Origin of the sequence: Rhodococcus sp. GA1, assembly GCF_024321955.1 — a bacterium.
Lineage (GTDB): Bacteria > Actinomycetota > Actinomycetes > Mycobacteriales > Mycobacteriaceae > Rhodococcus > Rhodococcus pyridinivorans.
In genome coordinates, this window is the sequence record NZ_CP097186.1 from 2,219,984 (window position 1) to 2,241,387 (window position 21,404).

Below are 21,404 nucleotides of genomic sequence, written 5' to 3' on the forward strand. Positions count from 1 at the left end.
TGACGAGACCCAACCGTTATAGCTGGGTATCGGTGGCGTGATCCGGCCCTGACAGACTCGGGCGGTCGGATCGGGTCGGGTGGCGGAGGAACTGCATGGGGGCAGGCAAGGTGCGGCGCGCCCTGTCGGCCTGCGCAGTCGTCGGCGCACTGGTCGCCTTCGGTGGTGCGGCACCTGCCGGAGCCGCGCCGACGAGCACAATCCCCTCGAACGCCGTCCCGCTCCGGGTGATCGCATTCGGCGACCTGCACGGAAATCTGCTGCCCCCGCAGGGACTGCACGGCGAGGTCGTCCGGTCGGACGGCGTCTCGGTCCCCGCGGGGGGTGCGGCCTATCTCGCCGCCTACGTCCGGCAGCTCAGGGAACAGGCCGACAACTCCGTGCTCTACGCCGTGGGCGACACGTGGGGTTCGTCGCCGCTCGAGTCGGGCCTGTTCCACGACGAGCCGACCATCGCCCTGCTCGACGAACTCGATCTCACCGCCGCGACCCTCGGCAACCACGAACTCGACCGCGGCTACGCCGAACTCGAGCGACTGCGGGACGGCGGTTGCCACCCGAAGGAAGGGTGCATCTACACCGAACCGTTCGAGGGCGCGAACTTCCCGATCCTCGGCGCCAACCTCACCACGACGGACGGCACACCGGCCGCACTCCCTTACAGCATCGACTACGTCGACGGACTGCCCGTGGGCGTCATCGGTGTCGTGCCGAGCAACACCCCCGACATCATCCGGCCCGACGCGATCGCGGGACTGCAGTTCGAGGACGAGATCGCCGCTGTCAACCGCACCGCCGACATCCTCGGTGCGCTCGGCGTGCGTTCGATCGTGGTGCTCTACAAGGGCGACATCGGGGCCATCGACGGCGACGATCCGTGTCCGAGCGGGGACGACGGAGCGGCGGCGATCGCGACGTCCGTCTCCCCCGACGTGGACCTCATCGTCACCTCCGACGGCGACCGGCACTTCAACTGCACCTACACCGACCCGGCGGGCAGGCCGCGCACCGTCGTGCAGGGTGCTTCGCACGGGCGCATCCTGTCGGTCGCCGACCTCGTCATCGACCGGCAGAGCCGGGAGGTGCTGCGCGACCGAACCGTCGTGTTCACGCAGGTCGTCACGCACGACATCGATCCGGATCCGACCACTCTCGAGTTCGTCGACCGGGCAGTCGAGAAGTCGGCGGAGGTCGCGAACCGGTCCATCGCGCGCATCGGCGCCGACGTCACGCGCAGCGAGAGCCCGAGCGGAGAGTCGGCGCTGGGCAATCTGGTGGCCGACGCACAACTCGCGGCGACGCGGCATCTCGGCGCGCAGATCGCGCTGATGAACCCCGGCGGACTCCGCGGCGACCTCCTCGCCGGCGACGGCACCGTCTCGTACCGGGAGACCTACGCCGTGCAGCCCTTCGGGAGCATGCTGCAGGTGCTCGACCTCACCGGAGCCCAACTCGACGTGCTGCTCGAGCAGCAGTTTCAGAACAGCCCGGTCGGCTCGGAGGTCGAACGCATCCTGGCGCCCTCGCACAATCTGACCTACACGCTCGACCGCCTGGCGCCGCGCGGCGAACGGATCCGTTCGATCACGATCGACGGCGAGGCCGTCGACCCCGAGCGTGTGTACAAGGTCGTGATGAACAACTTCCTGGCCGGCGGCGGAGACGGTTTCACCGTGTGTACGGAAGCGCACGGACTGGTCGGCGCGGGCAAGGATCTCGACGCCCTCAACAACTATCTGGCGACCCGCTCACGCGTGGAGCCGCCGGCCGTCGACCGCATCCGCCTCCACTGAGACGGTGCCGTCGACGCGCGATCAGCGGAGTCGGAGTGCGTCGGCGAGGGTCGGCCACGCGGCCTTGATGTCGTCCTGCCAGTAGCCCCACGAATGCGTGCCCCACGGGCGGTAGACGACCTGCGCGGGGATACCGAGTTCGCGGAGGCGACGGTCGTAGGTGACGGTGCACACGAAGGTGCCGATCTCGAGCGGCGCGCCGACGGTGAGCACGTCCTGACCGGCGCCGAGATCGTGCGGGCCGAGCAGGCCGTTGCCGGTGCTGAGGAAGACCTCCTTGCCGCGCAGCTTCTCGGCGTGCAGGTAGGAGTCGTGCTCCTCCCATCGGGCGTCGTCGGGCGGTCCCCACATGTTGTCGGGGTTGCCGCCCTTGTACGCGACGGTTCCGCGGACGGTGTCGCGGGAGCGGTCGCTGGAGGTGTCGTAGCAACCGCTGAGCGCCGCGACTCCCTGGTAGAGGTCGGGATTGCGGGTGATCAGGGACATCGCCCCGGTGGCGCCCATCGACAGGCCCGCGACGGCGTTGGTGCCGTTGCCGTCGAACTCGGCGTCGATCAGCGGGGGTAGTTCCTCGGTCAGGAAGGTCTCCCACTTGTTGATCCCGAGCACGGGGTCGGGGTTGTTCCAGTCGGTGTAGTAGCTCGCGGTGCCACCCACGGGAAGGACGACGTTGGTGTTCTTGTCGGCGAAGAACTCCGCGATGTCGGTGCGTTGGGTCCACGTGCTCTCGCGGAATTCGGACTCCTCGCCGGCGCTGACGCCGTCGAGCAGGTAGAGGGTGGGGCGCGGCCCCGCCGAGGCCGGGTGCAGCACCTGCACCGGCACGACCCGGTTCATCGCGGCCGAGTGGACGAACAGCTTCGTCTGCCTGTCGCCGACCCGCTCGACATGGTCGATCCTGGCCGACACCGGCTGCACGTGCGCCGGTTGTGCATGGATCGGTTGGGCATGGGCGATCGTCGTGCCGGAGACCGGCACCATCAGGGCCACCGCTACAGCCGCCGCGCGTCTCTTCACCATCGAACTCCCCGTCCCCCGACGACCTGCAGTGATCTCACAGTCACTATCTGTACCCGGTCAAGCGGACCTGCACGCGACCCTAATATTCACGCTCCTATTCGTGACGAATCGGAGGATCCACGGCCGCGTCGCCCCCGCCGGGCGGCGGGAGCGACGCGTGGGAGAGCTGTGTCGGTCAGCGGAGGTGGTGCACCTCCTGCAACCCGTAGACCGGGGTCGGGAGGCCCTCGTAACGCGCCTTGAGTTGCAGCGCCAAGTAGAGCGAGTAGTGCCGCGACTGGTGCAGGTTGCCGCCGTGGAACCACAGGCCCTCCTGCTGCGTGGGCTTCCACATGTTGCGCTGCTCACCCTCCCAGGGGCCGGGGTCCTTGGTGGTGTCGGAGCCCAGGCCCCAGCACTTGCCCACCTTGTCGGCGACCTCCTGCGAGATCAGGTCGGCGACCCAGCCGTTCATCGAGCCGTAGCCGGTCGCGTAGACGACGAGATCGGCCTCGAGTTCGGTGCCGTCCTCGAGGATCACCGACGTCTCGGTGAGTTCGCGGACGTTGCCGTGGGCGAGCTTGATGTCGCCGTTCGCGACGAGTTCCGAGGCACCGACATCGATGTAGTAGCCGGATGCGCGACGCAGGTACTTCATGAACAGGCCCGAACCGTCGTCACCCCAGTCGTGCTGGAAGCCCGCCTTCTCGAGCCGGTCGTAGAACTCGGCGTCGCGTTCGCGGATCTTCTCGTAGATGGGGATCTGGAACTCGTGCATGATCCGGTACGGCAGGGACGCGAAGGTCAGGTCGGCCTTCTGGGTGGTGACGCCGGCGGCGAGGGCCCGCTCGGAGTACAGGTCGCCGAGACCGAGATCCATCAGCGAATCGGACCGGACGATGTGCGTCGACGAGCGCTGCACCATGGTGACGTCGGCGCCCACCTCCCACAGGGCACCGCAGATGTCGTGGGCACTGTTGTTGGCACCGATCACGACGGCCTTCTTGCCGGCGTAGGCGTCCGGACCCGGGTGGGCGCTGGAGTGGTGCTGCTCGCCGCGGAACAGGTCCATGCCGGGGAAGTCGGGGATGTTCGGCTTACCCGACATGCCGGTCGCGATGACGAGCTGCTTCGGCCGGAGGACCACCGGTTCGCCGTCGCGCAGGACGTTGACGGTCCATTCGCCCGTTGCCTCGTCGTAGCTCGCGGAGGTGCACTCCGACTTCGACCAGTAGGGGACCTCCATCACCTTCGTGTACATCTCGAGCCAGTCCGCGATCTTGTCCTTGGGCGCGAAGACCGGCCAGTTGTCGGGGAACGGCATGTACGGCAGGTGGTCGTACCAGACGGGGTCGTGCAGACACAGCGACTTGTAGCGGCTGCGCCACTGGTCGCCGGGACGGTCGTGCTTGTCGAGCACGATTGCGGGAACACCGAGCTGACGCAGGCGCGCACCGAGCGCGATACCGCCCTGACCACCACCGATGATCACGATGTAGGGCTGACGCGTGTAACCGAGTTCGCGTTCCTCGATCTCGCGCTGCTCCGACCACGTGACCCTCTGCTTGTCGGCGCCGTGCTTCGTGCCGCGGGGACGACGCGTGCCCTTGTTCTCCTCGTATCCCTTCAGCTCCTGCATCGTGGTCAGCAGCGTGAAGGCGCGGTCCTGGCCGCTCTCCTCGTCGCGCTTGAGACGCAGGTGGCCGACGCCGCGACCGACCGCGGTCTCGAACGCGATCCAGGCGCTGAGTACGCCGTCGTCGTCGCTTGCTGGTTCGGTGGTGCGGAAGCCGCTGGGATCGGTGTCGGCGAGTCGCGCGTGCAGCATGTCCGAGACGCCCTCGCGTCCCTCGACGGTCTTGAGGTTCCAGGTGAAGGCGACCAGGTCGCGCCAGAAGGAATCGGTGCCGAACAGGCCCGCAGCGGCGTCGACATCGCGCTGTGCGAGGGCGGTTTCGAAAGCTCGCAACCAGGCGTCGACGCGTTCGTCGGGCGTCGCGGTGCCGGAGGTCGTGGGCTTGTCGAGGGTGTCGGTCATGGTGAGTCCTTTCCCGTGGTGATGTGATCCAGGACACTCCCCGCGGCCGGTCCCCCGCAAGCGTTGCGTCACGTTGCACGGCGCCCCACTTGTGGCGCAGCACACATTTGCCACCTATGCTCCGAGGACGACGACGAAGAGGAGACCGTGACCACGTTCAGCGCGATCGCGCCCGGCACCGACCTGTCGCGCTACGCGCGCGAGTTGACGCGGATGCACGACGCGGTCATCGGCGGCGCCCGGTCACCCATGCGACCCCGTCCGCTCGTGTCCCGTTCGTGGCAGCGCGTGCTCGACGCGGGCCTCGATCCCACCGGCACCAACGAACGCAGCCGGCTGCCCGTCGCGGAGATCGAGCGACGTCGCCGCGCGTCCGCCCTCTCCGCGGTGATCGGCGATCTCGAGCAGGTCATCACACCCGTCGCCGACGCCTCGCATCTGCTGCTGGTGGTGACCGACGCCGACGGCGTGATCCTCTGGCGCAGCGGTTCGGCACCGATCCGGTCACGCGCCGACGCCCTCGGTTTCCAGGAGGGAACTGTGTGGACCGAGTCGACCGTCGGCACGAACGCCATCGGCACGGCGCTCGCGGAGGCCGCGCCCGTGCAGTTGTTCTCGGGTGAACACTTCGAGACGACCCAGCATCCCTGGTACTGCACCGCTGCGCCGATCCACGATCCGATCCGCGGCGACCTGCTGGGCATCGTCGACGTCAGCGGTCCCGCGCTGACCCTGCACCCGGCCATCATCGCCCTCGTCGACACCGCCGTCCGGCTCGCCGAAGCACAACTGTGGCGACGGCACGAGGTGCGACTCGAACGGCTGCGCACCGAGGCTGCTCCGTTGCTGTCGTCGACGCGGGGACCGGTGCTGCTCGTCGACGAGGACGGTTGGGTCGCGCACGCCTCCGGTATCGCCGCCGAGCGGGTCGCGGTTCCGCGGCACGCACGCCCACTGACAGTTCCCGGTATGGGACTGTGTGTGCCCGAGCGGCTTTCGCACGGCTGGCTGATCCGCGGCGCGGCCTCGTCGTCGCGCATGCGGATGGTGCTGCACGTGTCGTCGTCGCCCACAGTGGAGGTCTTCGGGGACGACGACTCGTGGCACAGCATCGTCACCGCACGCCAGGCCGAGATCCTGCTGTTGCTGCACGAGCGCGGCCCGGACGGCATGACGGTCGCAGCGCTCAGCCGGGCCCTCTACGGGGACGACGACCATGCCGTGTCGGTCCGCGCCGAGGTGTCGCGACTGCGACGCGCGATCGGGGACGTGATCGAGAGCAAGCCCTACCGGCTCGCCACCACCGTCGACCTGTCGCTGGATCTCGGTGCGGACGAACGCCTCGCCGACTCCGAGTTCGTCCGCCGGTCGGGGGCGCCGGGGGTGCGGGCACTCGGCGTCTACCGCTGACACGGCCGGGGGCATGTTTCCGCCCCTCGGGGACCGGGAACGCACCAGTGAACCCAAGTCGCCGAACATGCTGGAGACACAATGACCGTTCTCGTCGTCACGGACAGCCCCGAAGGTCCGGCACAGAAGATCGCCCGGCTCGTCGCCGACGCGCTGGGAGAGCGGGACATCGACGTCACCGTCGGTGACACCTCCGATCTCGAGCGGCCGGAAGAGTTCGAGGGCGTCGTCTTCGGAGGCGAGGTCGACGCCGGCGAGTACTCGCCCGACACCGTCGAACTGTTGTCGTCGCGGGCCTCCGGGCTGAGTCAGCAGCTCGTGTGGTTGTTCGCGGTGGGCGACGAAAGCACCGAGGACACAACGGATCTGGTGTCCGAACTCGCCGCGCTCGACTACCGGTCGTTCAGTCCGTCCGCAGGCGAGGACGAGGTGCGGTCGTGGGCCGCCTTCATCGCCGACGAGATCGACGGACACAGCTGAACCCGCACGTTCACCCGAGCGAAGGGCCACCATGCTCCACACGGATGTCGCACCGGGCGTGCATCGCCTCGCGCACGCCGACGTCAACGTCTACCTGATCGAGGACGACGCCGGAGTGACCGTCGTCGACACGGGACTACCCGCGACCGCTGGTCGCATCGAAGAGGCGATCTCACGCATCGGTCGCCGGATCGACGACGTGCAGGGAGTCGTCCTCACGCACGCCCACTTCGATCACGTCGGGTCGGCGAAGCGGCTGCGTGAACGGTGGCGGGTTCCGGTATGGGCGCATCGCGACGAGAAGTTCCTCGCCGCCCACCCCTATCGCTACCAGCACGAACGCAACCGGCTGCTCTATCCCGTTCGATATCCCGCCTGCATCCCCGTTCTCGCCCGGATGACCGTGGCCGGTGCGCTGTGGGTGCGCGGGGTCCACGACGTGACGCTCTTCCAGGACTCCCAACCGCTCGACCTGCCGGGCCGCCCCGTCCCCCTGCACACACCCGGCCACACCTACGGGCACTGTGCGCTGCATCTCCCGGACCGCGACACCGTGATCGTCGGCGACGCCATCGTCACCCTCGATCCGTACACGGGCAGGCACGGTCCGCAGATCGTCTCGGGTGCGGCGACCGCCGACAGCAGGACGGCCCTCGCCTCGCTGGCGGCCATCGCCGGCACCGGCGCGAAGCACGTCCTCGTCGGCCACGGTGAGCCCTGGCACGACGGTGCGGCCGCGGCCGTGGAACGAGCGGTGGCCGCCGGACCGAGCTGACAGATGTGATCGGTCCACGGGAACCGGGGACATGCCCGCACGGCGCGGGCACACCGGCCGCATGAATGCTCTCGGTGCCACTCTTCTGACCGGCGTCGCCGACCCGAAGCTCGAGGCTTTCTCACGGTTCGACGGAAGCTGGGGACGAGGGGCGCACCTGGATCCTCGAGGAGAAGATGGTCGCCACCCGGCGGTAGAAACGAGAAGAGGCTCCGACTCCCTGACGGGTGCCGGAACCTCTTCCGTGGCGGAAGCGGAGGGATTTGAACTCTCCCTGACCCCCAGGCCAGAGACCCGAAAATGCGACTGCCTGCGCTTTTACTACTCATAAGATCACACCGAGTCACACCGAATCGACGACATGTGTGCCCAAAATGTGCCCACGTCCGGGACCGCTCCCTGATGCACTGCGTCCAGCTAGACATGACCAAGGATGAAGGTCGCGTACTCCTTCGCGCTTTGGGAATGCTCGAGCATGCTGCACTTCGGGATGCTGGGTGTCTCGAACGGGGGCAAGGTGGTGGACACCACCGGACGCTCTCTGGAAAAAGACTCCTACTCATGGGAGTCTGGAGGGACACTCTGCTACGTTCCTTCAGATGGGGAACCGGCCAAAGCACCCTAAGAAGGAGCTTGAGGAAGTACTGTCGGCGCTGGAGAGCCAGGGGTGGTTCGTCTACAAAGACAAGAAGTACTACAAGGCTAAATGCGGGTGTGGACAACACATGAAGACGATTCACATCTCCCCATCCACAAGTAGCTATAAGCGGAACCTTGAGGGGCAGTTGAGGAGGACAGGATGCTATCAGTGACGAGTCGGCAGTACTTTGTAGAGCTCGCGCTGGGCGTACATCCGGCTCCCCCATTTAAGTCTCTCGACGATGTCGAGGAACGGATCATCGACCCGCTTCTCGACGCGTTTGAGGGCGTGGAAGGTCCCGAGGATGTCGATCTCGGATTCGACCTATCGACTGGCACGCTTTCCATCTCAATGGTTGTAGAGGCAGACTCCCAGGCCCACGCACTTGAGGATGCTGTTGCCGCTGCACGGACGGCGATTCATGCCACCGGCGGTCACACCCCAGAATGGGATGAAATCGCCGACCTCTCAGAAGACCACTTTGCTTCGACGGTTCGTCCTGCTGAGCTGGTCGACTGCTGACCTACGGAGATAGAGGGCCTGTCCAAGTTGGGTAGACCCTCTACTTGTGCGTGGCGATGTGCGCCGTGGCCGCGCTACGGTCGTGGAGCATGGACAAAATCACAGACACCCCATGGCTGACCACGAAGTAAGCCGCCGAGTATGCGCGTGTCAACCCGCACACCATCTATGACGCACTCCGCGCCGGCGACTTGGAGGGCTACCAGATCAACGGCAAGCCCACTAACCCGTGGCGGACAACCACCGAAGCACTGGACCGTTGGATTCGCGGCGAACCGCAGCCGCTAAAGAAGCGAACCCCGCAGCTGACTCCGCGCCGGGAGTTTCGTCCGTTGTAACAGAAAACGGACTCTATGGGATGTTTCCGACATGAGCATCCGCGCAGCCCTTGCCTTGCCGGCCCTTGCCGTCCTGCTCGTCGCATGCAGCGACGCCAGCGAACCGGCCGGCCCCGAACCTTTGTCGGGAATGCAGGAGTACACGAGCGCTGAAGAGATCTCCACAGACCTCGCCGACCGCGGACACGAATGCCGGTACGAGAAGCGACAGGGCTCGAAGTTCGCCACCAGCTCGGGCAGCTGCTGGATCGATGAACACGAGCTGGTCCTGTCCGTTTACACGACACAGGACCTTGCGGAAGAAGCACTGTCGGTCAACCAACTCTTCGAAGATGCCGGGATCGAATACGGAATCATCGTTGGAAACCGGCTCTTCGCAGTTAGCAGTGGTACTGGCGCCGGCTGGGTGCGACCCGACGTGATCGACGAGTGCAGGCCCACCGTACCCGGCGGCGTTGGTTCTCCGGGGTACGGAACCCGAACGCGATGCGGCCGACGTGCTTGACGATGCGGTTGTAGCCTTCACTGCGCGCATTCGACAGGCCGGTGGTGATCGCCAGGATCATCGGTTCCTGCCACGCCGAGACGGTCGTCGCCAGCTTGCCGATCTCCGGGACACGGCACGCCGCGCAGAACGTGTAGAACCGATACAGTCTGTCCCGGATCTCATGGCGAAGGCCACCACGATCGGTGCAGCGCAACACATCGCGCAGCAGTTCCTTCGCGATCCATGCCGCAGCGATGTCCCCGTGCGGGTCGGCGGAGGTCAGCTTCTCGAACAGGGCCGATCGTTGCTCATCGGTTAGGCGCTCCGCGGCCCGCAACAACCGTCGTCGATTGATCCATTCGACATCGCTCTTGCGGCCGCGCCGACCCCGCTCGGCCTGGGTGACCCTGCGCCGGACGGTATCGACCATCTCGTTGGCCTTCTTGACCAGGTGGAACCGGTCCACCACCAGCTGCGCGTGCGGCAATGCCTCGCGCACCGCCTTCGCATACACCGACGACATATCGATCGCGACATGGGTGATCTGCGCCTTCCACGTCTCGTCGCGGGCGTCGAACCAGTCGATCACCACCGCCGAGGTGCGTCCGTTGACCTGCGCCAGCAACCCTTGATCGCCGGTCAAATCGACCAGTCCGGTGTCCCACCGATCCACCCACGACCGCACACCGGTGTCCGGATCGGTTTCCCATTTCGCCTTCCCGCGTCGGGTTTCATCGATCCCGAGCACCATCACCGGCTCAGGCTCGCCGGCCAGGGCGGCGTCGGCGACCACGACGAGGTAGCCGTGGACGGTGTGCCAGGCGCACCCGTAGTCGCCCGCGACCGCGGCGACCGACCGGTCCCCGTCGAGGACCGCCTCGACCAGCAGCGCCTTCGCTCGGGGCGTGACCCGCGCCCGGGACGGCACCCCCGGCGTCGACTCGGTGAACACCTTACGGCCACAGGAGATATTGGTGCACAACCATTTCCGTTTCCGCCACACCAACAGTGGACGGTCGGGTCCGACCTGCACATCCCGCGGTCTGGTGGTGACCCAACCCTTCGAACGCGTGGACTTCTGCCCGCACTGCGGACAGACCCCGACCCATTCGGGTGCCGTCGCGATCTGCACGATCCGGCTGCCCTCGACCGTGCGCTGCACCGACTCGACGATGACGCCGTCGAGATCGAGCAGCAATGAACTACCGTGGTGCATGCCCGCGTTCCTTGCTGTCCTGGATGCCTGAGAACACCCCAGCTCACAAGGGCGCGGGCCCTTTTTCAATCACCGACACGGCAACGGGGTCGATCGGCACCAGCCCCTACCAAGTGCGAAGAGCCTGGAAACCGCTGGACCGTGAACTGCGGGTCGCGGGAGGAATGCTTACCACTGCAAGATTCACTCGGCGGCCGGCTCGAAGCACCACTGAAGGTCGGCTGACGTCTACGGCACTTTTAAAGTGACAGTGTTCAGTATTGCCTCATGCACTGTGATCAGTGCGAGCAGGTACAACCAGCCCATTGTGTTGCAACAGGAAGTGCAAGTTGGCTAAACGTCCCTCTCGAAAGCCTTGGAGTGCGACCGAAGTTGTCGAAGGCTTCATTCTTCGTGCCCGCCGGATCGTCTCTCACTCTCTGCTCGTTGAAAAGCGCGAGCTGATGGGCAACATTGCATCCGGAAAATGGACAGTCATGGTGACCGAGCATCTCAAGTCTGGCGAAGCAACGTATGAATTGAAGGCGGATTTTCCGCCCGAAGAGTCCATCGAGTCCCTTACGGCTCGCGTGCGTCCAGTGATTGAAAGCGGAGAGCCCATCTACTATGAGAAGGTTCTCTCAGCGCTTGCCGAGCTCGTACCGCCAGAGAAATGGAATGAGTCGCTAGAGCCCATCGACTGGTGGCGGTCCTGGTGGGACAGTGTCGCAAAACGTACTGACGATGCTCAGGCATATCTCGTAATCAACGCAGCGGGCTCCGCAACCGACACCGCGATGATGTACCGATGGTTGTACAGTGACACGATCCATGCTGATCAACTCAACGAAGCGATGAACTCGGCTGGAGTCGATGAACGTTTCAGAGCCGCATGTACCGTGCTTGCACGCGTCTGCAGTCGTGTCGAGGACATGCTATTCGCGATTAGCTTTCTTGTTGAAGAAGGGCTCTTGACTGTACGACCAGAAGCCTTTAGTAGAGAAGTAGTTGTAAGTGATCCCAATGTCCGGAATACCGTTCAAGCCTACGCGTCAAGTGACTTGACTGGAGACATACCTACAGACCTTTCGGAACTCGATCCTGAGATTTGGCAGCCGATGCATAAAGCAGTTCGAGAAGCAGGATTGGCGCCCAATCCTTGCCCAATGGGAAAACCGAGTACCCGGAGTCCGTTGATTCGCTTCGCGAAGTAGAGGAAAAATGTTCGAAATCGTGACAGCTCACTACGACGATATTCCAACGCCGGATCCTGCAGATCCCCAACTCTTATGGAAATACGCATGGGTCGGAGTAGAGGACGGTGAAGCCGTAGCAATCTTGACACTGAACGAACGACGTGTCATCAACATCATCCACTCACGGCGAAACAAGACCGCAGAGGAACTCCTCAATCGCGCAGAAGCTGACCTAGCTGGAGAAGAGATCTTCAGAAGTGGCACATCTACCGAAAAAGGGCGCGACGCAACTAAGCGTTTTTCACTCGACCCTCATCGCGAACAGTCCACTCTCTACAGGCACAGCCCAACCAAAGAAGATTCCATGACCACTACTCGGGCCAAGAAGATCGGCGATGAGAAGCTTCGGGCAGCTGCGAAGTTCCTTGGCCTCCCAGTACGCCCTCTCCGGAATGAGGCATGAACTGCCGGCTCACACAAAGCGCTCAGAACGGAGCGACCTCGCTATTAGATTTGTGAACGGACGCCGTAGTTGCGGACCACATCGAAGATCCAACCAGGCGCAGCCGCTCTTTTCGCCACTGCATCAGTGGCACCCCTTCAGCAACTAGACGACCTCGGTCGACAAGCGGCACTTCTGAGTTTCTCGTCGCAAGAACCCAGCCTCGTTCGACCGCGAACCGATCTGCGGCCGCGATCAGTCGCTTCCACCTCCCCAGACGGCACACGGCAACTTCGATATCGACCGGCAACGAGCTGTACCACTCCCGGAACGGTGCGAGATCCCCATGGTCGTCACACCAGCGAGGGTCGTCCGGATTCTGAAACTCAGTCGGCAGTCCTGACGGGACGATTGCGGCAGAGCTTTCCGGATTGGACGCCGCCTTGCGGGCCCGCCGGCGAACGCTCACGAACCCACCACCCAACCAAGAGCCGCCATCGACCGCGGGGTCAGTCCGAGCGCGTCGGCGGCGTGCCGAGCCTCCTGCGCGATCCACGCCGCGCCCTCGTCGGCGAGCAATTTCGACTCGTAGGTGACCAGCAACGCCACCGTTCCGGCCGCGGTTTCGTCCCATTGCGTGGCCTGCGGGGACTGCCACAGCTCCTTCCAGCGGGCTTTTTCGATCGTCGACCACTGCCGGCCCCGCGGGATCTTCGGCACCGGAAGCTCGCAGCCCTCCGGCGGCAACACGACTAAAGCCGCACGTTGAGACGAGGACGACGGCCGGCGATGCGCCCGCGAGTTCGGAGTCAGGTGGTTCTTCTGGGGTGGCACGGAGGCCTCCTTCCTGGACAGTCGTTCGAGTTTTTCGGTACACGCACCACCGACCGTCCTCATCCACCCGAGTTAGGACATTACCGACGGGTAGATAGATGCTCGGCCCCGTGACCTGCATGTTCGCCGTTCCTGTCGGGTGGATCGGGGTACTAATCAGGTAGCGTCCCGGCGGTGACATACGTGCGGAAGGTGCGGACCGCGTCGGGAGCGGTCGCAGTTCAGGTCGCCCGCAAAAACCGTGGCCGGGTCGAGATCATCGAACACGTCGGGTCGGCGCACACCGATGCCGAGCTGGGTGTGCTGCTCGCCCGAGCCCGCCGCATCGTCGACGGCGAGCAGGGCGTACTCGACTTCGAGGTCTCCACCCGCATCGCCTGGGTCGACGAGGTCGCCGACTGGCGGTCCGAACCCGAGCGGACTGCCGCCGCGACGGTGGCGCCGGCCGGACGCACACTGGGCACGAGTTCGCGGTTGCTCTACGACGTGCTCGGCGCCGTCTACGACCGACTCGGGTTCGACGAGGTGGGCGACACCGTGTTCTGAGATCTGGTCATCGCCCGGATCGTCGAACCCACCTCGAAAGCCGACTCCGCACGAGTCCTCGACGATCTCGGTGCAGATACAGTCTCGTACAAAACAATCCAACGGCACCTCGCAGCGGAGGTCACTCACGACTACCGCAACATCGTCGCGACGCGATGCTTCGCTCGTGCCGCCACCAGCGGGGACTTGTCCCTGATTTTGTACGACGTGACGACCCTGTACTTCGAAGCGGAGAAGGAAGACGACCTGCGCAAAGTCGGGTACTCGAAGGAGCGTCGCGTCGATCCCCAGATCGTGGTCGGCCTGCTCGTCGATCGCACCGGATTCCCATTGGAAATCGGCTGTTTCGAAGGCAACACCGCCGAGACCACCACCATCGTTCCGATCGTGCGCCAGTTCCAGCAACGGCACGGCCTGGACGACACCGCGATGGTCGTCGCCGCCGATGCGGGCATGCTGTCGGCATCGAACCTGACCGATCTCGATGCCGCCGGCGTGAAGTTCATCGTCGGCTCCCGTGTCACCAAAGCACCCGGCGATCTCGCCTCGCATTTTCACTGGCACGGCGACCTGTTGACCGACGGGCAGACCATCGACACCATTACCCCACGTCACGGACGCAGCACCGTCAACAACGTGCGCACCAGGGCCGAGCCTGTGTGGGACCCGGCGACACATCCGAACGCATGGCGAGCAGTCTGGCAGTACTCACGCAAACGTGCGGTGCGCGATGCGCAGACCCTCAACCTGCAGGAAGCTCGTGCCCGCGCTGTCATCGACGGCACCAAGCCCGCGAAAGCGACCCGGTTCGTCACCGTCACCACGAAGGGCCGGCGCCTGGACACTGCGAGTATCGAACGGGCCCGTTCCCTCATCGGTTTGAAGGGGTATGTTTCGAATCTGCCTGTCACTGTGATGGATTCACGTGACAGTATCGCGAAGTATCATGATCTGTGGCATGTGGAGCAGTCGTTCCGGATGTCGAAAACCGATCTGCGAGCTCGACCGATGTTCCATCGCACCCGCGATGCGATCGAGGCACACCTGACCATCGTGTTCGCCGCGCTGGCCGTCGCCCGTGAAGTCCAGGACCGCACCGGCCTGGCGATCGGCAATGTCGTCAAGCAGCTACGGCCCCTGCGGACCTCCACGATCGTCATCAACGGGGCCACCGAGTCGTTCCCGCCGCACGTCCCAGCCGCTCAGCAGAAAATTCTTGCGGATCTCGGCTTCGCTGGACCGTTCCCGCTCTGGTGGACACCCGGAGATGAGCGGTGAGTTCCCCCAAGATAGAGGGAGCGGATTATGGGATCTACTCGTCGGAGCTTCACTGCCGAGTACAAGGCCAACGCGGTAAGTTTGGTCATCGATGATGGCCGTGCGATCGCCGAAGTTGCACGCAGTATCGGCGTTCACGAGATGACGTTGGGGAAATGGGTGAAGAAGACTCGAGACGAGGGAAACGGTGAGTCTGACCGCCCGTTGAATGAGGACGAGCGGGCGGAACTCGAGCGCCTTCGCGAAGAAGTGAAGCACGCCCGGATGGAGGTGGAGTTCGCAAAAAAAGTAGCGACCTGGTTCGCGAAAGACCCGCGGTGAAATTCGCGGCTATCGCGGACTGGGCTGAATCCGATTCATATCCGGTCACGTTCATGTGTGCTCAACTCGGCGTATCGACTTCTGGCTACTACAAGTGGCGCGGCAAGTCGCGCTCAGCTCGAGACCTCCGAGACGACGAGTTAACAGCGCTGATCGAGTACCACTACGAGCACCTCAACGGCCGTCCCGGCGTTCGGCGCATGCGTGCGGAACTCGCCGCCGGCGGCCACCGGGTCTCGCACAAGCGGGTGTGGCGGCTCATGAAGGTCGCAGGTCTGGAAGGCCGCCACCCGAAGGCGTGGAAACGCACCACCGTCGCCGGAGACAGCCCCGTTGGGGCACCTGACCTCATCGGCCGCGACTTCACGGCGGCCGAGGCGAACACCAAATGGTGCGGCGATATTACTTACGTACGGACCTGGAACGGCTGGGCGTACCTGGCCACCGTCATCGATCTGCACTCCCGGATGGTCGTCGGATGGGCCGTGGCCGACCACATGCGAACCGAGCTGGTCACCGACGCACTGGACATGGCCATCGCTCGTCGTCGACCACCCGGAAAAGTCATATTCCACAGCGATCGCGGAACTCAATACACGTCCACCGACTTCGATAAGTACTGCACGAAAAACAATATCCGACGATCATTGGGGCGCACTGGCATTTGTTTCGACAACGCGGTCGCAGAATCATTCTTCGCGAGCTACAAGAAGGAACTCATTCACACGCGCCCGTGGCCCACTCTAAAAGCACTCAAAAAGAGCACATTCACCTGGATTGAGGAGTACTACAATAGGGCCCGACGACATTCCACACTGGGCTATTTGACACCAGCCGAGTTTGAACTAGGATTCAGAGACATATACGAACTCGCCGCTTAATTGCAGTGGCCACTTTAGCGGGAACACTCCACGCGGGGTACTAAAAATGTCCTAAGTCGGGACGGAGGCCTCCTTCCTGGACAGTCGTTCGAGTTTTTCGGTACACGCACCACCGACCGTCCTCATCCAAGGTCGGGGTGTGCCCCTGGTTGGGGGTCTCCCCCTGGGGGTCAGCGGGTGTCGGTGCCGCGTTGTACGCGGCTGCCTTTGCGGGCGTTGCAGGAGATGCAGAGGACTCCGAGGGGCCCGTCTTGGGCGCCGCCGAGACCGACTGGGGTGAGGTGGTCGGCGGTCAGTCGGTCACTGGGGTGGGCCGGCACCTCGTAGCCGGGGCACCAGTCGCCGTGCTCTTCGCGCCAGGCGTCGACGGTGGCCTTGCGCCGTTTCTGCTCGGCGTAGGTGTAGGTGGCCTTGGTGGGGACGGTTGCTCGTTGGTATGCGTCTCGTTCTCGCTGGTGTTGTGGGCAGCGATTGTTGTCTCGGACGATCTGCGGGCATCCGGGTTGTGCGCATACTCGTGCGGTTGCTCGTGGCATGGCGTTATCCCCTCTTGAGGTAGGTCTGGGCTGCGAGTCCTCGTTCGACGCGGTCGCGGCGGAATGCTTCGTTGAGGTCGTAGCCGTGGAACTCGCTCTTGTACTGCATCGGCGGGTTGTCGACGAGTTGCTGCATGCGGTTGTTGGTGGACTCGAGGCGGCTGACCATGGCGTCGAGTCGCGGGTTGCGTCCCTTTCTGCTCGCAGTGCTGCGAGCTCTGTTCAGGTGAACGACCGCGTCATGCTGGACGGCTCGGTCCTTGCCGACGCTTTGCGTGGTGAACCCGCGGATTTTCGGAGTGACAGCCTCAGCGATATGTGGCACGCCATGGCGGTGAAGCAAGCAGGCGGTGAGACCGAACAGCGAGCAGCGCAATCTCTCGGGATCTCGGGCAGGCGATTCAAGGCGCTCGCTCTTGAGTTGTGGGGCCGGCCGTTCGCGGAGGAACGCGATGCACGAGCCGGTGAAGGCGCAAACGCACAGAAACGTGGCCGGGTCGCACGGCAACTCAAGGACGAAATGCGAATCGCACTCGAGGGGCGTCGCAATGGCGACGATTGAGTCGTACGACACCGCGGCCGGCAAGCGGTACATGGTCCGCTTCCGTACGCCCGACCGCGTCCAGTCGAAGAAACGTGGCTTCAGGACGAAGCGGGACGCCGAGCGATTCGCGGCCACCGTGGAGGTCGAGAAGATGCGCGGCGAGTACGTGCCGCCGTCCCTCGGCCGCATCACGGTCGGCGAGCTGGCACCGGAGTGGCTGGCGCGCAAGAAGGTCGACACGAAAGCCTCGACGTACAACGCAATCGATTCATCGTGGCGTACGCATGTCGAACCGCGGTGGTCGTCCACACGGATCGCTGACATCAAGCTCGGCACGGTCGAGCGGTGGATCGCCGACATGGGGCGCGACGATCTCGACGAAGACGGAGAGATCGTCGCGAAGGGATCCGGGGCCACCGTGGTGATCCGTGCGTACGGGATCCTCGCGGGCATTCTGGACGACGCGGTGAAGAACGGGCGGATCGTGAAGAACCCGGCCCGCGGAGTCGAGAACCTGCCACGGAAGTCGAAGCGTCGACACAAGTACCTCACGGCCGACGACGTGGCGTCGCTGGCACACGAGGCCGGCCGAAACGGTGCGCTTGTCCTGGTGCTCGCCTACTGCGGACTTCGGTGGGGTGAGGCGATCGGGCTACGGGTACGGGACATCGACTTCCTGCGGCGGCGTCTCACGGTGCACGAGAACGCGGTCCAGGTCAGAACGAAGCACGTCGTCGGCACCACGAAGGGTGACAAGGTCCGATCCGTGCCGGTGCCGGCCTTCGTCCTCGACGAGCTGGCGAAGCAGTGCGAGGGACGCGGCCGCGACGATCTCGTCTTCCCGGGCCGTGACGGAAAGCACATGCGTCGACCGGTCAGCCATAGCGGATGGTTCGAGCTGGCAGTGAAGCGCGCGGGAATCGAACGCGTGACTCCGCACGATCTACGGCACACAGCGGCATCTCTGGCTGTCGCGGCCGGAGTGAATGTGAAGGCGCTACAGCGGATGCTTGGGCACGCGTCGGCGGCGATGACACTCGACACGTACAGCGACCTGTTCGACGAAGATCTGGACGCCGTTGCGGTCGTGCTCGATCACGCCTACTCGACAGCCGGTGTGCCCAAATGTGCCCACCAGGCACTGACGAGCACGCCCCTCGGACACAAAAAAGCTCCTCACCTGCGTGAACAAGTGAGGAGCTTCGGCGGAAGCGGAGGGATTTGAACCCCCGTTGGTGTTACCCAAGCTCGCTTTCAAGGCGAGTGCATTCGGCCGCTCTGCCACGCTTCCGTGGCAGATCCTAACCGCTCCGCGCAAGCAGGGCATAACTGATTCGCGACCTCAGCGGTCGGCCAGAGTGTGCTCGACGCGCGCGAAGACCCGCGCCAGCATGTCGAGCTCGTCGGCCGACAGCAGGTCGATGAGGTAGTTGCGCACGTCGTCGACGTGGGTGGGGGCGGCCTCCGCCAGACGCCGCCTGCCTTCGTCGGTGATGGTGGCGAGCACACCGCGACCGTCGTCGGGGCACGAGCTGCGCACGACCATCTTCTCCTGCTCCATCCGCCGGATCTGATGGGTGAGCCGGCTGCGTGAGGAGAGCACGCCGTCGGCGAGATCGCTCATGCGCAGGGCGCCCTCGGGGGCTTCGGAGAGCATGACCAGGATCCGATATTCCGCCAGCGACAGGTCGTGTCGGTCGTTGAGAGACCGACTGAGGGCGCTCATGAGACGGTTGTTGCCGTCCATGTAGAGACGCCAGGCCTCCTGCTCCTTTGCGGTCAGCCACTTGGGTTCGTCTCGTTCGCTGGTCACGCCGGGAGTGTAATGCCGACGGCCCGATCCGGTTACCGCACGGTAGCTTCGAGCAGGTGAGCGCGCGGCGAGCGGCGTGATCGTCTCCTCACTGCCCCGCACGCGATAGCGTCGAACACATGTATGCAATCGTCGCCACCGAACCCGGTGGTCCAGAAGTTCTCCGGTGGACCGAGCAGCCCGACCCGGACCTGCCTCCCGGGCACGTACTTCTCGATGTCGCGGCGACCGCGGTCAACCGCGCCGACCTGCTGCAACGGCGCGGCCTCTACCCGCCGCCCCCGGGGGCGAGCGACATCCTGGGCCTCGAATGCTCCGGAGTGATCTCCGAACTCGGCGAGGGTGTGACGGGCTGGAACATCGGCGACAAGGTCTGTGCCCTCCTCACCGGTGGCGGTTACGCCGAGAAGGTCGCGGTCCCTGCCTCCCAGCTGCTGCCCGTCCCGAAGGGCATGGACATCGCGGTCGCCGCGTCGCTTCCCGAGATCGCGTGCACGGTGTGGTCGAACGTCGTGATGACCGCCGGCCTGAAGCGCGGCGACGTCCTGCTCGTCCACGGTGGCGGCGGAGGCATCGGCACACATGCCATCCAGGTGGGCAAGGCGCTCGGAGCGAAGGTGACGGTGACGGCCTCGGCCGGCAAACTCGACCGCTGCCGCGAACTCGGCGCCGACCTGGCGATCGACTACCGCGAACAGGACTTCGTCTCCGAGGTGCGCACTGCCTTCGGTGGCGCCGACGTGGTGCTCGACAACATGGGTGCGAAGTACCTGTCCCGGAACATCGACGTCCTCGCTCCGGACGGACGGCTCGTCGTCATCGGCATGCAGGGTGGCACGAAGGGTGAACTGCACCTCGGCAAGTTGCTCGCCAAGCGCGGTCACGTCATCGCGACCGGTCTGCGCGGCCGTCCGGACTCGGGGCCGTCGGGCAAGAGCGCGATCATCGACTCCGTGCGCGCCGATCTGTGGCCGCTCATCGAGGAGGCGAAGGTCCATCCCGTCGTGCACGCCGAGCTGCCGATCACCGAGGCGGCACAGGCGCACGAACTGCTCGACAGCCCCGAGACCGTCGGGAAGGTCGTGCTGCGGATCGAACGGAACTAGAGGTTGCGGAGCTCACGGACGAGCTGATCGACCTCGAAGCTCGTGGTGTAGGGGGCGAGGCCGATGCTCACCGCTCCCCCTTCGTCGCTGACGCCGAGGGAGTCGAGGAGCCGGCTCGATCCGCGGGTGCTCGCCACCGTCGCGATGCGGCGGTCGGCAAGATGCGCGGCGACCTTCTCGGCCGGGACCCCGTCGACGGTGAAGCTGAGGGTGGGGACGCGGCTCGACGCGCGGCCGAGCACGATCACGCCGGTGAGACTGTCGAGCTGTCGCATCAGACGGTCGAACAGCACGTCCTGGTAGTTCTGCATCGAGCTGATCGAGATGTCGAGACGCTCGCGGCGCGAGCCGGTGGCGTCGTCGTCCAGTGAGGCCATGAAGTCGATGGACGCGGGGATACCGGCGAGCAGACCGAACTGGTGACCGCCCACCTCGAGGCGTTCGGCGCCGCGCGCGTGCGGGTTCAGCGACATGGCCGGAACCCGTTCGAGATGCGCGGGGTCGGAGAAGACGAGCGCACCGATCTGCGGGCCGCCCCACGAGGCGATGTCGACGGTGATGACGTCGGCGCCGAGATCGTCGATGTCGACGTGGGCGTAGGGGGCAGCGCCCGCGGCGTCGACGACCATGAGCCCACCGACCTCGTGGACGAGATCCGCGACGACCCGCACGTCGGGCGCGGTGCCGACGATCGACGACGCCGCGGTGAGCGCGACGAGCCGGGTGGTGGGCGTGACGAGTTCCTCGTACTGCCAGGTGGGCAGCTCGCACGTCTCGATCTCGACCTCGGCCCAGCGCACCTGCGCGCCGTAGCGGCTCGCGACCCGCAACCAGGGAGCGATGTTCGCCTCGTCGTCGAGCCGTGAGAGCACCATGCCGGTGCCGAGCCCGAGGCGGGAACTGAGTGCTTCGGCGAGCCAGGCGAGCAACACCGCGTGGCTCGGGCCCAGGACGACCCCGTCCGGATCGGCACCCACGAGTTCCGCGACCGCGACGCGCGCCTCCTGGAGGATCGCGGCGCTGCGACGTGACGACAGGTGCCGTCCGGTCGACGACGCGGCCGAGTTGCGGAAGGCAGTGGACACGGTGCGCGACACCACATCGGGGATCTGCATACCGGCCCGTGGATCGAGATGGATCCACCCGTCCCCGAGCGAGGGGATCAACCCCCGGATCCGGGCAACGTCGTAAGCCATGGCAGACACTCTAGGTCCCGATGTCAATGGGACG

General features: G+C 65.0%; 19 protein-coding genes, 1 tRNA gene and 2 pseudogenes. 13 read left to right on the plus strand and 9 right to left on the minus strand.

Going from position 1 to position 21,404, the window contains the following annotated elements; all coding sequences use genetic code 11:
- Positions 1 to 95: 95 nt before the first annotated feature.
- A complete protein-coding gene (locus M3330_RS10425; protein ID WP_255028688.1) occupies positions 96 to 1,793 on the plus strand; it encodes a bifunctional UDP-sugar hydrolase/5'-nucleotidase in 1,698 nt (565 codons plus the stop codon).
- A 21-nt stretch (positions 1,794 to 1,814) separates the two neighbouring features.
- Here the strand turns inward: M3330_RS10425 and M3330_RS10430 are convergent, their stop codons facing one another.
- Positions 1,815 to 2,813 carry an alpha/beta hydrolase family protein gene (locus M3330_RS10430; protein WP_039584726.1) on the minus strand — a complete coding sequence of 333 codons (999 nt, stop codon included), beginning with the start codon at positions 2,811 to 2,813 and terminating at the stop codon, positions 1,815 to 1,817.
- Positions 2,814 to 2,988: 175 nt separating this feature from the next.
- Positions 2,989 to 4,830 (minus strand): NAD(P)/FAD-dependent oxidoreductase, encoded by a 1,842-nt coding sequence (locus M3330_RS10435; RefSeq protein WP_039584725.1) that lies wholly within the window; start codon positions 4,828 to 4,830, stop codon positions 2,989 to 2,991.
- A 147-nt stretch (positions 4,831 to 4,977) separates the two neighbouring features.
- Between M3330_RS10435 and M3330_RS10440 the strand changes: the two genes are divergently transcribed.
- From M3330_RS10440 to M3330_RS24480, 5 genes are all read left to right on the plus strand, one after another.
- Positions 4,978 to 6,240 carry a GAF domain-containing protein gene (locus M3330_RS10440; RefSeq protein ID WP_019290322.1) on the plus strand — a complete coding sequence of 421 codons (1,263 nt, stop codon included), beginning with the start codon at positions 4,978 to 4,980 and terminating at the stop codon, positions 6,238 to 6,240.
- 81 nt (positions 6,241 to 6,321) lie between these two features.
- Positions 6,322 to 6,720: a flavodoxin domain-containing protein gene (locus M3330_RS10445; protein ID WP_255028691.1), complete on the plus strand. Its 399-nt coding sequence runs from the start codon at positions 6,322 to 6,324 to the stop codon at positions 6,718 to 6,720.
- A gap of 31 nt (positions 6,721 to 6,751) precedes the next feature.
- Positions 6,752 to 7,495 (plus strand): MBL fold metallo-hydrolase, encoded by a 744-nt coding sequence (locus M3330_RS10450; protein ID WP_006553497.1) that lies wholly within the window; start codon positions 6,752 to 6,754, stop codon positions 7,493 to 7,495.
- Positions 7,496 to 8,294: 799 nt separating this feature from the next.
- Entirely contained in the window at positions 8,295 to 8,657 is a 363-nt protein-coding gene (locus M3330_RS10455; RefSeq protein ID WP_147430347.1) for a hypothetical protein, read from the plus strand.
- Between the two features lie 191 nt (positions 8,658 to 8,848).
- Positions 8,849 to 8,995, plus strand: a complete 147-nt coding sequence (locus tag M3330_RS24480) for a hypothetical protein (RefSeq protein WP_369683114.1) — start codon at positions 8,849 to 8,851, stop codon at positions 8,993 to 8,995.
- A gap of 380 nt (positions 8,996 to 9,375) precedes the next feature.
- Here M3330_RS24480 and M3330_RS10460 read toward each other — a convergent pair.
- A pseudogene (locus M3330_RS10460) lies at positions 9,376 to 10,745 on the minus strand (ISL3 family transposase).
- A gap of 282 nt (positions 10,746 to 11,027) precedes the next feature.
- Here M3330_RS10460 and M3330_RS10465 point away from each other — a divergent pair.
- Both M3330_RS10465 and M3330_RS10470 read left to right on the plus strand, forming a co-directional pair.
- Complete coding sequence (locus M3330_RS10465; RefSeq protein ID WP_147430350.1) at positions 11,028 to 11,891, plus strand: hypothetical protein; 864 nt, start codon at positions 11,028 to 11,030, stop codon at positions 11,889 to 11,891.
- Positions 11,892 to 11,898: 7 nt separating this feature from the next.
- Positions 11,899 to 12,336: a hypothetical protein gene (locus tag M3330_RS10470; protein ID WP_157741767.1), complete on the plus strand. Its 438-nt coding sequence runs from the start codon at positions 11,899 to 11,901 to the stop codon at positions 12,334 to 12,336.
- Positions 12,337 to 12,780: 444 nt separating this feature from the next.
- Here M3330_RS10470 and M3330_RS10475 read toward each other — a convergent pair whose 3' ends face one another.
- On the minus strand, positions 12,781 to 13,065 hold the full coding sequence (locus M3330_RS10475; RefSeq protein ID WP_232512439.1) for a hypothetical protein: 285 nt from the start codon (positions 13,063 to 13,065) through the stop codon (positions 12,781 to 12,783).
- Positions 13,066 to 13,323: 258 nt separating this feature from the next.
- Between M3330_RS10475 and M3330_RS10480 the strand changes: the two are divergent.
- From M3330_RS10480 to M3330_RS10490, 3 genes and pseudogenes are all read left to right on the plus strand, one after another.
- A pseudogene (locus M3330_RS10480) lies at positions 13,324 to 14,973 on the plus strand (IS1634 family transposase).
- Positions 14,974 to 15,000: 27 nt separating this feature from the next.
- Positions 15,001 to 15,294: a transposase gene (locus M3330_RS10485; protein ID WP_006898371.1), complete on the plus strand. Its 294-nt coding sequence runs from the start codon at positions 15,001 to 15,003 to the stop codon at positions 15,292 to 15,294.
- On the plus strand, positions 15,291 to 16,175 hold the full coding sequence (locus M3330_RS10490) for an IS3 family transposase (RefSeq protein WP_204650704.1): 885 nt from the start codon (positions 15,291 to 15,293) through the stop codon (positions 16,173 to 16,175). The genes M3330_RS10485 and M3330_RS10490 overlap by 4 nt, the downstream gene beginning before the upstream one ends.
- A gap of 170 nt (positions 16,176 to 16,345) precedes the next feature.
- Here M3330_RS10490 and M3330_RS10495 read toward each other — a convergent pair whose 3' ends face one another.
- On the minus strand, positions 16,346 to 16,711 hold the full coding sequence (locus M3330_RS10495; protein ID WP_094979577.1) for a hypothetical protein: 366 nt from the start codon (positions 16,709 to 16,711) through the stop codon (positions 16,346 to 16,348).
- A gap of 4 nt (positions 16,712 to 16,715) precedes the next feature.
- Positions 16,716 to 16,880 carry a hypothetical protein gene (locus tag M3330_RS10500; RefSeq protein WP_157741768.1) on the minus strand — a complete coding sequence of 55 codons (165 nt, stop codon included), beginning with the start codon at positions 16,878 to 16,880 and terminating at the stop codon, positions 16,716 to 16,718.
- Between the two features lie 379 nt (positions 16,881 to 17,259).
- On the opposite strand from M3330_RS10500, the gene M3330_RS10505 reads away from it, so the two are divergent.
- Positions 17,260 to 18,480: a tyrosine-type recombinase/integrase gene (locus tag M3330_RS10505; RefSeq protein ID WP_255028893.1), complete on the plus strand. Its 1,221-nt coding sequence runs from the start codon at positions 17,260 to 17,262 to the stop codon at positions 18,478 to 18,480.
- Here the strand turns inward: M3330_RS10505 and M3330_RS10510 are convergent.
- Positions 18,462 to 18,546 (minus strand) — tRNA-Ser (locus M3330_RS10510). The genes M3330_RS10505 and M3330_RS10510 overlap by 19 nt on opposite strands.
- A gap of 51 nt (positions 18,547 to 18,597) precedes the next feature.
- Complete coding sequence (locus tag M3330_RS10515) at positions 18,598 to 19,068, minus strand: MarR family winged helix-turn-helix transcriptional regulator (protein ID WP_006553483.1); 471 nt, start codon at positions 19,066 to 19,068, stop codon at positions 18,598 to 18,600.
- 119 nt (positions 19,069 to 19,187) lie between these two features.
- Here M3330_RS10515 and M3330_RS10520 point away from each other — a divergent pair, with 119 nt between their 5' ends.
- Positions 19,188 to 20,174 (plus strand): NAD(P)H-quinone oxidoreductase, encoded by a 987-nt coding sequence (locus M3330_RS10520; protein ID WP_255028698.1) that lies wholly within the window; start codon positions 19,188 to 19,190, stop codon positions 20,172 to 20,174.
- Here the strand turns inward: M3330_RS10520 and M3330_RS10525 are convergent.
- Positions 20,171 to 21,370 (minus strand): cysteine desulfurase-like protein, encoded by a 1,200-nt coding sequence (locus tag M3330_RS10525; RefSeq protein WP_006553481.1) that lies wholly within the window; start codon positions 21,368 to 21,370, stop codon positions 20,171 to 20,173. The genes M3330_RS10520 and M3330_RS10525 overlap by 4 nt on opposite strands.
- Positions 21,371 to 21,404 lie beyond the last annotated feature (34 nt).